At 48.3% G+C, this 12,185-nt stretch carries 7 protein-coding genes; 1 reads left to right on the top strand and 6 read right to left on the bottom strand.

Features of this window, described 5'->3' with window-relative positions; translation table 11 throughout:
• Window positions 1-142 precede the first annotated feature (142 nt).
• Window positions 143-1,822 (top strand): S8 family peptidase, encoded by a 1,680-nt coding sequence (locus tag CXF70_RS09100; RefSeq protein ID WP_101802381.1) that lies wholly within the window; start codon window positions 143-145, stop codon window positions 1,820-1,822.
• A gap of 696 nt (window positions 1,823-2,518) precedes the next feature.
• On the opposite strand, the gene CXF70_RS09095 is transcribed toward CXF70_RS09100, so the two are convergent.
• From CXF70_RS09095 to CXF70_RS09070, 6 genes are all read right to left on the bottom strand, one after another.
• On the bottom strand, window positions 2,519-3,577 hold the full coding sequence (locus CXF70_RS09095) for a C40 family peptidase (RefSeq protein WP_233208593.1): 1,059 nt from the start codon (window positions 3,575-3,577) through the stop codon (window positions 2,519-2,521).
• 295 nt (window positions 3,578-3,872) lie between these two features.
• Window positions 3,873-5,282: an alanine/glycine:cation symporter family protein gene (locus CXF70_RS09090; protein WP_101802380.1), complete on the bottom strand. Its 1,410-nt coding sequence runs from the start codon at window positions 5,280-5,282 to the stop codon at window positions 3,873-3,875.
• A gap of 247 nt (window positions 5,283-5,529) precedes the next feature.
• Complete coding sequence (locus CXF70_RS09085; protein WP_101802383.1) at window positions 5,530-6,621, bottom strand: amidohydrolase; 1,092 nt, start codon at window positions 6,619-6,621, stop codon at window positions 5,530-5,532.
• Between the two features lie 9 nt (window positions 6,622-6,630).
• On the bottom strand, window positions 6,631-7,746 hold the full coding sequence (locus CXF70_RS09080; RefSeq protein ID WP_101802379.1) for a mandelate racemase/muconate lactonizing enzyme family protein: 1,116 nt from the start codon (window positions 7,744-7,746) through the stop codon (window positions 6,631-6,633).
• 680 nt (window positions 7,747-8,426) lie between these two features.
• Window positions 8,427-10,040 carry a M20/M25/M40 family metallo-hydrolase gene (locus CXF70_RS09075; RefSeq protein WP_101802378.1) on the bottom strand — a complete coding sequence of 538 codons (1,614 nt, stop codon included), beginning with the start codon at window positions 10,038-10,040 and terminating at the stop codon, window positions 8,427-8,429.
• Window positions 10,041-10,043: 3 nt separating this feature from the next.
• Entirely contained in the window at window positions 10,044-11,216 is a 1,173-nt protein-coding gene (locus tag CXF70_RS09070) for an aminotransferase class I/II-fold pyridoxal phosphate-dependent enzyme (protein WP_101802382.1), read from the bottom strand.
• Between the last annotated feature and the right edge of the window lie 969 nt (window positions 11,217-12,185).

The raw sequence follows: 12,185 nt of genomic DNA, 5'->3' as shown, positions 1-12,185 counted from the left end.
CTGGAAACAACGATAAAAGCTTACTTCAGTTAAAAAAGGATAAAAAAACACGATTTATTTTAAAAAACGGACTTTTGATAGTCCGTTTTTTTTCGAATTATTATATACTTAGACTGCATATTATTATCCGGGAGGGAATTCATTGAAGAAAACAGCGATCACTTTTATTTTATTGGTGTTGCTTATATCCATGAGCATCACGCCTGCATTTGCAGCAACTTCAGAAAATGACCTTGAAAAAGTGATCATCTCGTTTGAAGACAGCATTGACTACCAGGCCCTCGAGGACATGGGCGCTGAAATACATAGCGAACTGGACGCCATCTCATCTGTCATTGCAACGATTCCTTCTGCAACAGTCATGAAAGCTGATACAGAAGTATCGGTGAAGAACATTCCAGAAGGACCGATTTTTAAAGCAGCAGCCCAGCAACCTTCCTGGGGCTACCAGCATATCAAAGCGCCAAGTGCATTGAAGCTCGGCTATACAGGCAAAGGCGTGAAAATTGCTGTCATCGACTCAGGAATCAATTCCAAACACCCTGACCTGAGTGTCGCAGGCGGCGCTTCGATGATCGACAATACATCGCCATTTACAGATGGTGCTGGTCACGGCACACACGTTGCAGGCGTAATCGCTGCCTTGAATAACACGATCGGTGTGGTCGGCGCAGCACCTGATGCAGAAATTTATTCAGTCAAAGTACTGGCAAGCAGCGGCGCCGGGACATTGGAAGACGTTTTGGAAGGCATCCAATGGGCAATCGACCAGGATATGGACATCATTAACCTAAGCCTGACAACCGACTTTAACATTCCCGAACTGGAAGCCTTGCTGAAAAAAGCCAACGAGCTGGGCATCATCGTCGTTGCCGCAGCAGGCAACATCGAAATAGTGGATACCCGCGGCAATTATGTCCAAAACACGTCAGACGTGCTATACCCTGCCCGTTATCCATCAGTAATCGCTGTTGGTTCGACTGATACGAACAACCGCTTGTCCGGTTTCTCCTACCGCGGACCTTCTGTCGAAATCGTTGCACCAGGACAAGGCATCTACAGCACCTTCTCCACTATTGCGACTTCTGGCCACGACGATTACAAATCGAGTGAAGGCACTTCTGTTTCAACGCCATTCGTTTCTGCAGTGTTCGCACAATATAAAGAAGCCTATCCTCACCTCACAAATGCTCAATTGCGCGCAAGCGTCAAACGTGCCGTAATCGACTTGGGTGTAAAAGGCAAAGACAATCTATATGGCCACGGGCTTGTTCAATCACTTCAATGGAAAGTCGCTTTGTTCCCGGATCTCCGCACGGATTACTGGTACAGCGAATCGATCCAGTACATCTTTGACCGCGGCATCGTCACCGGCTTCCCGGACGGCACTTACCGCCCCGAATCGACAATCACGCGCGCTGAAGCCATGACCATGATCGGCCGTGCGCTTGGATTGAAGACAGATGCCACCAAGCATTACTTCAAAGACGTCAAGACTGACTCTTACGCTGCTGGCTATATCAATAAAGCCTATGAACTCGGCTACATCAAAGGAGTCACAAGCACCAGTTTCAATCCCGAATCACCGATTAAACGCGGCGACATGGCCGTCATCATGAAACGAGTATTCGAACTCACTTCATCAGGCGACAGCACATTCTCTGATGTCGATGCTTCAAAATACTACGCTGAGGCCGTTCAAGCCACTTACGAAAACGGCATCGTCCAGGGCTATAAAATCGACAACACCTTCCGCCCCGAAGCTTCCATCACGCGGGCCGAGAACGCTGAAATCTTAAGCAAATCATTGAAGTTGCAATAAAATATGAGGATATGGAAGAGAGAGCCGCGCTGGTGTGCGGCTCTCTCTTTTTGTTGAATTTGGAGATGATGTGTGGGGGGCTTGTGGGGACGTGTATGAGTGCAGCAGCCGGCGTGTTAAGTAAACTGTGCTATACGATAGCAAACCTGCTCTATCCGATAGCAAATAGATTCTATACGATACTAAATTTCAGTTATACGTCAACATAAATGATCTATGCGACTCAACCAATAATGCACTTGTTTCGATGAGAGTCGGAGGAAATTTGTATTCGTAAGATAAGAATCGAAAACCATAAGATACAACTCCAAAAACGTAAGATAGAAATGCTAAATCATAAGATAGTCGCCCACAATTATAAGATAGAACTTCACCCATATGAGTCACCCCCCTATTACCCAAGTTCGGGCGGCCACCGCCGCCCACTGGGCAGTCCGCTGGCGGACTGCTTTCCACTCATATGCCTTTTCCTTCCATGAAACCCATATTTAAAATCAACACGTTAACTAAATTCCCCTATACGTCAGCAACTCCCCACCATACGACACTAAACAGAACCTATACGACACCAAAAACAAGCTATACGACACAAATACCCCGCTATCCGTCAACATCCCAACTCCAACCAACTAACTCCCCCTCCCAACCACACACTAAAAAACCGCCTGCCCCACTAGGGACAGGCGGTTCGCTATTTTATTGGTTGATTGAGTTGTAGATGAATTGAGCGAATTCTGCTCTTGTTGCGTTAGCGTTTGGTTTGAATGATCCGTCATCGTAGCCTTTTGCCAAGTTGCTTGATGCAACTTTGATGATTGAAGATTCAGCCCAGTGGCCGCTGATATCAGTGAATGACACTGAAGTGTTTGATGCTTTCATTGCGTAAGCTTTTGTCAGCAATGCGCTGATTTCAGCACGCGTGATTTTAGCGTCCGGTGCATAGTTGCCGTTGCCGCGTCCATCGATGATACCTTTTTTATAGACAGCGTTGATGTAGCCTGCTGCCCAGTGCTTAGAAGAGACATCGTTGAAAGATGTGCCTGCAACTGGTGCGATTCCAAGTGATTTAGCGATCATTGTTGCCGCTTCAGCTCTTGTTACAGAGTTGTTCGGTTTGAATTCACTGTGGTCGTAACCTGTGATGATGTTTTTCATGCTCAATTCCGTGATTGGTGCGTAAGCCCAGAATGATTTAGAGACATCATAGTACTGGCCTTTTGGAAGATCCGGTTTTGGCGCTGGTGCCGGAGCAGGCGCTGGTGCCGGTTTTGAAACTGTTGTTACTGCTTCTTTGACGCTTGACAGACGCTTAGCGCCTGCATATTTAGGAGCCCAATATGGGTTAGTGTTGATGTTTGAGATCGAGATTCCTTGGCTTTCAGCTGAAATTACGTTGCCATTTCCGATGTAGATTCCTGTATGTGAGATTCCCGGCTTATATGTATTTGCGAAAAATACTAGATCGCCTTTTTTAAGGTTGCTCTTGGAAACTGCTGTACCTACGTTAAATTGTTCTGCTGAAGTTCTTGGCAAGCTGATGCCAAAGTTACCATAAACGTATCTGATGTATCCTGAGCAATCGAATCCTTTAGGTGTTGTTCCGCCCCATGCATATGGAACGCCTTTAAATTTAAGAGCATATTCTGCAATTTGGTCTGGTGTTGCTCCACTGGCTGCGTCGGCTTCACTAGTCATCATTGGTGCTGCTGAAATTAATAGTACAGCAATCATCATAAGCATTATACGTTTCTTCAAATCGTCACCTCTATAAGTTAGTGGATTCTGGATGCTGATCAGACACCGAATCAAATTTCTTTTTTTGAAATACCTTTCTTGCATATTTAGATACTAACAGAATAAACATCATAAGTAGGTTACAGTTATATTACAGTTATGTAACAAGTGCTATTTCTATGTTTATTATTGGAAGAGCAGGGTAATTATAAATGTTTAAAAGCCCATTCTACGTACATATATCCATGTTTTATTGCAGTAAAAAAAGCCCTTCAGACGTTGCTCTGAAGGGCTTTCTCTATATAAATATTATAATTTAATCCCGGTCTTCTCCCCAGCATTCCGTATTTTTCAATCCTGGAATATCTTTTGCATAAAATTCGGGATTTTTTCCTGCTTTACGTTGTTTCGTGTAATCATCCAGTACTTTGAAGGCTGTGTTACCTAACAGTGCTATAACAACTAAGTTGAGCACCGCCATGAGACCCATGAACAGATCGGCCATATTCCAGACCAGGCTGACTTGAGCCAAAGCACCGAACATGACCATCGCCAATACGCCAAAACGATAAGCTGTCAACCAGCCACTGTGGGCATTGATGAATTCGATGTTCGTTTCGCCGTAATAATAGTTACCGATGATCGAACTGAATGCGAAGAACAGAATCGCAACAGCCAGGAAGTACGGAGCCCAGTCGCCTACGTGCACGCCAAGGGACGCCTGTGTAAGCAGGATGCCTTCCTGTTCACTTGTGTTATAAAGGTCGGCAAGGATAATGATGAAAGCAGTTGCCGAACAGATGACGATCGTATCGAAGAACACACCCAGACTCTGTACAAGCCCTTGTTTTGCAGGGTGGGAAACGTTAGCTGATGCAGCCGCGTTCGGAACAGAACCCATACCGGCTTCGTTCGAGAACAAGCCGCGGCGCACGCCTTGCATGATGGCTGCACCGATACCGCCGCCGACTGCTTCTTCAAGGCCGAAAGCATTTTCGATGATCAGCATGAAGACTGCTGGAATTTCCGTAATATTCATGATGACAATATAGATAGCCACTAGTAGATAAAGGATCGCCATGACCGGCACAACTACTTGAGTAACTTTCGCGATCCGTTTGACACCGCCGAAGATTACGACAGCCGCCAACAGCACCAATCCTAATCCGACCGTCCAATCCGGAATATTGAAGACATCCCCGAACGATTGCGCGATGGTATTCGATTGTACAGAGTTGAAGATGAAGCCGAATGCGAGGGTCAATAGAATGGCAAAAACGATGCCTAATTTCCGGTTGCCCAGCGCTTTCTCCATATAATAAGCGGGGCCTCCGCGGAACTGCTCGCCGTCGCGCACTTTATATACCTGCGCCAATGTGCTTTCGATGAAAGCTGTCGCCATACCGATCAGCGCAACCATCCACATCCAGAACACAGCGCCTGGTCCACCAATGGCAACCGCCAATGCTACACCTGTAATATTCCCTGTCCCAACGCGTGATGCCGTTGAAATGGTGAATGCCTGGAAAGCCGAAACCCCTTTTTCCCCATCTTTCTTTTCACTGATGACGCGGAACATTTCGCCAAATAGCCTTACTTGCACAAATTTAGTGCGGATGGTGAAGTAAACGCCCAATCCTAACAATAGAGCGATCAATATGTATGTCCATAATAAGTTATTTCCTTCGTCAACGATCCACGTCAACGCGTCTAAAATTGCATCCATTCAAAAAATCCTCCTCTAAGTTGAGCAAACTTATTCTCTATACCCGCAGCAACTGTTGAGAAAACCTGTTGCGGGCGATGTATCCTGCAAAAGAAAATCATTAAAAATTCAAACTTTTTTGAGTCCAAATTAATAAAACCCTCTTTTTCAAGAGGGTTTCCTTCTGCTCAATTCACTGTATCATATTGAAGATTGCTCCGTTAGTGTCATAAGCATTAATTCCATGCTCTATTTCCCGGGAAATGTTTTAGGCGTTTTTCAGTGTTTCCGCCAACACACGCGCCCCAATATCGAGTGCTTCGGGATCGAACGTCATATCGGGGTGATGAAGTCCGGGTGTAAGATCTGCTCCGACACCGACCATCGCCGCCTTCAATTCCGGTATTCGGATCGTATAGAAATGAAAATCGTCCGCGCCAGGCGTATGCAGCGGCTCGGCCGTATTTTCTTCGCCAACCACATTCCGGATCGCGGTCCGCGCAATTTCCATCGCCTCATCTGACACTTCCGCAGCTGGCGTATAATCGGTCCACTCCCAGTCGATGGCGACATTATAAAGTTTGGATAGTGAGGCAAAACCTTCATCAATGCGTTTCCGCAATTCATCCATCAACTCATTCGACTGCGAACGGACATCGAGCGCAAACGTCGCGCTGCCCGGAATGATATTCAAGCTTTCGCCGCCCATCTGCACATTCGTCAGCTTTGCCGAATAGGACTCGAACGGTGAGAAATAGACCGACTTCACAAATTGGTGAATTGCCGCAATGACATCCATCGCATTCCTGCCTTGGTGCGGCCGCGCACCATGGGCGTCGTCTCCCGTAATTTTCCCTCTGAGGAAAATTCCTGCTCCGTGATGCAGTGCCGGCGACACTTTGCCGAGCGGCAATTCTTCTGCCGGACGCAGATGGACGCCGAACAGATGGCTCACGCCTTCCACCGCTCCCCGCTCAATCATCGACAGTGAACCGTTGCCTTGTTCTTCCGCTGGCTGAAAGATAAAACGCACACGTTTCGTCAGTGTTTCATTCCGCAGGTACAATAAGGCACCCAGCACCATCGCCATATTGGCATCGTGCCCGCATGAATGGTTCGCCTGCATCGTCCCGCCGACTTCCTGCCAAAGCGCGTCGATGTCTGCACGCACCGCGACAATCTCCTCACCTTCCCCAATTTCCGCAATCAACCCGGTGAGGTCGTCGAAAATATTGGAGCGGACACCCAGTTCATTCATAATTTCCTGCAACTTCTCGGTCGTTTTGAATTCTTTCCAGCTCACTTCCGGATTCGCATGGAAGTGATCAAAATATTTCTGGATCTGCTGTTTAATTTCCATTCCGTTCATTCACCCTTCCACTTTCGCCGATTTGATCGTAAGTTTTTCCAATTTGGCCATATCGACATCTATTCCAAGCCCCGGCTTGCCGCTCAGTTCCACATAAGGCAATTCATACTGGAGATTCCCGATCTCTTCCGCGAATAAAAGCGGTCCGGTCAGCTCGGCTGTTTGAATATTCTTGCGTGACATCACCGCGTGATAGCCTGCCGCGGACCCGACAGAAGACTCAACCATCGATCCGATCTGTGCAATGATTCCCGCTGCTTCAGCCGCTTTGGCCATTTGAATCGACGGGAAGATGCCGCCCGATTTCATCAATTTGATATTGATGTAATCAGCGGCCTCCAAACGGATGATCTCCAGCACATCTTCCATCGTCTGCACGCTTTCATCTGCCATAATCGGTGTCGACACTTTGCGCCGCACTTCGGCCAAACCGCGGATATCACCCATTCGGATCGGCTGTTCAATCCATGTCAGATTGGCGCCTTCAAGGTAATTGATCGTCTGCACCGCGAGCCCGACCGTTTTCCACCCCTGATTCACATCAATCCGGATCGGTACCTCATCGCCCACCGCTTCACGCACTGCATAGATCCGCTCAATATCGAGCGCGGCATCGTCCAAGCCAACTTTCAGCTTCAAACTGGAGAATCCCTGTCCCACCGCTTTTTTCGCTTTGTCCGCCATGATTTCCGGCGCTTCAATACTCAGCACTTTCGGATACTGCAGATGTTCATGCGCCTTGCCTCCAATTAAATTATAGACGGGCTGCCCCGTCGCTTTTCCCATCAAGTCATAACAGGCAATATCGATAGCGGCTTTCGCAGCCGGATTGCCGGAAATCGCGGCATCCATTTGGTGGTGAATCTGCTCTATATCGAACGGACTTTGGCCGATAACTTGCGGCACCAGCAAATGCTTCAAAATCTCAAACGCCGCATCCACCTGCTCCCCGGTCACATGCTCATCCGGCACGGCCTCGCCGTAGCCTACGAGCCCATCGTCCGTTTGGAGCCTGACAATAATCGCCGCCATACTCGGATAGCTGGCATACGAAATAATGAACGGCTCTTTCAGCGGAAAGTTCACCGCGTAAATCTCTGCTTTGCTGATTTTCATATAGGTCCGCTCCTTTGGTGGTGTGATTATATATGATTGTATCTTTATTTGTGGGGCGGTGCTAGGGTGGGTGGCATATAGCGTGGGGGTGTTGTCGTATAGATGCTGGTTGTTGTCGTATAGCGACGAGTTGTTGTCGTATAGCGCATTTTACTTAACACGCCCTACTTTTCATACAATTCTCATCGAAAGAAAAGTGCATATGAATGGAAAGCAGCCCGCCGCCAGCGCGGACTGCCCAGTGGGCGGCAGTTGCCGCCCGATCATTTCAGAGAGTGGGTTGACTCGTTTGGGTGGAGGTTTGTTATCGTATAACCGTGATTTGGTGTCGTATAGAAGATGGTTGGTGTCGTATAGCGAAGATTTGCTGACGTATAGCGACTTTTACTTAAGGAGCCCACTTTTTATACGACTCTCACCAAAAGAAAAGTGCACTCAGAATGGAAAGCAGCCCGCATCGCGGGCTGCCCAGTGGGCGGCGCTTCGGCCGCCGCCCGATCAATTCAGATAGTGGGTTGACTCGTTTGGGTGGAGGTTTGCTATCGTATAGCTGTGATTTAGTGTCGTATAGATTCAGTTTGGTGTCGTATAGCGAAAATATGCTGACGTATAGCCACTTTTACTTAACGTGCCCACTTTTCATACGACTCTCACCAGATCCCCCACCAAAAAAAGCCCCCTCACAGGCGGCTTTTCACTGGTATCGATAGGATCATCTCTTCGAGCAGGGCTGGCATCTGCTCGAAGGCGTTTTTGATGTGGAGGCGTTCGGTCCGTTTGTGGGCATCCTTGCCGAATTGGCCGATGTTGAGGACCGGCGCTTTCAATTGCGACATGGCCTGGAACGGGATGCTGTAGGAATCGCCGTAGACTGGCGTGTTGCTTTCGTATGTGACCCAGCCTTCTTCCTGGTCGCCATAATTGACATAGCTGAGATCGGAAATTCCGTTGAAATAATGGATTTGATTGAGCTGATAACCGAATTTCGCCTTGGCGTTATCCGTAATCTGCTCAACCAGATGCTTGACCAGTTCGTCTTCCGACGAGTTGACCGCCGGGTAATACGGCGGCGCGAACATGATGACGATCGCCGGCGTGAGTTCCTGGCAATTGAGCAGGAGGATATCGGTGATGTGCATCGATTTTTCGCGCACGTCCCATTCCGGATGCATCAGCGTATCACGGATCAATTCGTTGAAGTAATCGAGTCCGAATTTTTCAAGCGCGTATTTCACCAGATTTTCATAGCGCATGACCTGGATATCTCCGACAGGCTCGATGTTTTCATTGCGGCACATTGAACGGTAATCGGCCATGCAATGCGCTGCGGCATCTTTTGCGACGCCTTCGAACAGGTCGAATACTTCTTTGGCGCTGTGTTCCATGGTGAATACGTTGTACATCGCATACGTCCGGTACGGCGTTTGGGCTGAATAGGAATGCTTGATGTCACGTTGCATGAGAGTTACCGGCAGCGGCGTCGTTTCACCGTAGACGGTTTCTTTGAACGATGGATTCCATTCCATCCGGTGGGTCAGGTATGTCGAGATATAGCTCGATGTGATGCCTGACAACGGTTCGCCGACATGCGTCTCTTTGCCGTAGAACATGGCGGACGGCATGATTTTGCCGATTGAGCCTGTGTAAATATAATGGTCCTGGTCCCCTGGCTTTTGCGCGAATGAAGGCTCGCCGTTCAGGAATAAAATATATTCAAGTCCGTATTCGCGTTCAAGGTCGAGTAGCTTGCCGACGCTGTAGCGCATGCCGGCGGAATTGACTTCTTCATCCGGCACGGACAACAGCACCAAGTTGATGTGCCATTCATTGGCTGCAGCTTTTTCAAGCATCGCCATGTGCATCGCGAGACCCGCTTTCATGTCCATCGTGCCGCGGCCGAAAAGGTATTCACCTGAATCGAGATCCGCTTGGGCGTATTCGTCCAGTTCATCGCGAAAATCCTTCAACGCTTCCGTCAATTCGACCGGCTTGCAGGCAAGCGGCTCCAAATCGCCGTATTCCTCCGTTTCAACCGTATCGAAATGGCTCATCAGAACGATGGTGTCGGTGGCCTCCGGATGTTTGTATAAAGCGGTGACGTATTGGCGGTCCCAATTGACTTCACCAAGATAAATCTTTTCAGGATTTTCCTGGAAGTAAGGAATCTGCATCAGCTTTTCCTTCAAGTTATAAGCGAATTCAACTTCCCCTTCAGACAGCGTAATGCTGTTCCAGCTGACCATTTCACAAAGTAAGTTTTTCAATTCCTCCGGTGTTCCCCATAACAGCCCCATAACTTATCCCCTTTCAGTCACTTGCACAGTTTTCAGCCAATCGGCCATCCGCTCCATCGCCTGTTCCAATGTCGGCATCGCATAAGCATACGAAATACGCAGGAAACCTTCACCATATGTTGTGAAAGCTGAGCCCGGCACTGCCGCAACGCCCCCCTCTTTCAACAGGCGCGTTGCGAATTCGAATGAAGTCAGCCCGAATTTCTCGATGGATGGAAATATGTAAAAAGCTCCAGTGGGCTTGACGACGTCAAATCCCATTTCGATTAATTTGCCGTAAACATAATCGCGGCGCGTCTTATAGGCATCGTTCATTTCATCCGGCACGAAACGGTTGTTGCGCAGCGCTTCAATCGCGGCGTGCTGGCTCGGCAATGACGCGCAGACCGTGTTATATTGATGCACTTTCAGCACATGCTGCAAATATTCCTGCGGCCCGAGCAAAAAGCCCATCCGCCAGCCCGTCATCGAATGCGATTTCGAGAGGCCATGCACCAGGAAGGTCCGGTCTTTGATGTCGTCGTAGCACGCGAATGAAAAATGCTGGCCCTCGAAGACATTCTCCGAATAGATTTCATCCGATATGATGAAGATTTCGTGTTTTTTCAACACTTCGACCAATGCATCCGTTTCTTCTTTATTCAAGCTGACACCCGTCGGATTCGAAGGGAAATTGAATAACACAGCTTTTGTTTTATTCGTGATGGCCGCTTCCAAACGCTCCGGGTCCGGCACAAGTGCCGTATCCGACGTATCAAGCAGCACCGCTTTGCCGCCGTTCAATTCAATGAGCGGCACGTAGCCCGTGTAGCAAGGCGCCGGGATAATGACTTCGTCGCCTTCTTCAATGATTGTGCGCAGCAGTGAATCCAGCCCTTCGCTGGCGCCGTTCGTGATGATGATCTCCGTCTGCGGATTATAGGACAAACCGTACGTATCGCCGAAAAACGCCGCAACTTCCTGGCGCAGCTCGATCAGCCCCGCATTATGGGAATAGCTCGTCTTATTGGCTGCAATGGCCTCCATCCCAGCTTTCTTCACCGCTTCCGGCGTCGGAAAGTCGGGCTGGCCGATCGTCAAATTGATGGCACCCGGATAATCGACCAACTGGTTGAAAAACTGGCGGATGCCTGATATAACGAGCGCTTCCGCCCGTGGATTAAGGGATAATGTCATAATGATCTCCGTTCCATTCATGGTTTTCTTCTATTATATTCTTTTCACGCTGAATAATAACAGGGAGGATATTCATAAAGATTGTTATTTTAGGCAATAAACCCTCGGCTTACGCAACGTTTGCCCTGTTGTCATCATCATAATTAATAATGTGGATTTGGACAAGGGAAAACGGTTGGGTTGGGAGTAGGATTTTTGATGGGAAATGGGAATGCGATGAATAGTGGATTCGTTAGATAAGAGTGGTAAACCGTAAGATACAATCTGAAAAACGTAAGATAGAAATACAAAACCATAAGATAGACACCTAAAACTATAAGATAGAACTCCACCCATGTGACTCAACCCACTATCAGCCAAAATAGGGCGGCGGCCGAAGCGCCGCCCACTGGGCAGTCCGCCGCCAGCGCGGACTGCTGTCCATTCGAATGCACTTTTCTTTTGGTGAGAGCCTGCGGAAGTGTGGGTTCGTAAGATAAGAGTGGCAAATCATAAGATAGAACCCAAAAAACGTAAGATAGAAATACAAAACCATAAGATAGACACCCTAAACTATAAGATAGAACTCAACCTTAGCAACTCAACCCACTATCGGCCAAGATCGGGCGGCGGCTGAAGCGCCGCCCACTGGGCAGTCCGCGATGGCAGCGGGCTGCTTTCCATTCGAATGCACTTTTCTTTTGGTGAGAGCCTGTGGAAGTGTGGGTTCGTAAGATAAAAGGCGAAAACCGTAAGATACAATCCGAAAAACGTAAGATAGAAATACAAAACCATAAGATAGACACCTAAAACTATAATATAGAACTCCACCCATGTGACTCAACCCACTATCAGCCAAAATAGGGCGGCGGCCGAAGCGCCGCCCACTGGGCAGTCCGCCGCCAGCGCGGACTGCTGTCCATTCGATTGCCCTTCTCACTTGCTGAGAGCCGGAGGAAAAGTCGGCTCGTTAAGTAAAATGTGCTTTAC

Origin of the sequence: Planomicrobium sp. MB-3u-38 (genome assembly GCF_002836425.1) — a bacterium.
Lineage (GTDB): Bacteria > Bacillota > Bacilli > Bacillales_A > Planococcaceae > Planococcus > Planococcus okeanokoites.
This window is presented reverse-complemented; position numbering and strand designations above follow the sequence as displayed.

Coding starts and splice junctions, on each gene's coding strand:
- CXF70_RS09085 (WP_101802383.1), bottom strand. CDS start 6,621: ATGGAAATTAAACAGCAGATCCAGAAATATTTTGATCACTTCCATGCG.
- CXF70_RS09070 (WP_101802382.1), bottom strand. CDS start 11,216: ATGACATTATCCCTTAATCCACGGGCGGAAGCGCTCGTTATATCAGGC.
- CXF70_RS09090 (WP_101802380.1), bottom strand. CDS start 5,282: ATGGATGCAATTTTAGACGCGTTGACGTGGATCGTTGACGAAGGAAAT.
- CXF70_RS09080 (WP_101802379.1), bottom strand. CDS start 7,746: ATGAAAATCAGCAAAGCAGAGATTTACGCGGTGAACTTTCCGCTGAAA.
- CXF70_RS09075 (WP_101802378.1), bottom strand. CDS start 10,040: ATGGGGCTGTTATGGGGAACACCGGAGGAATTGAAAAACTTACTTTGT.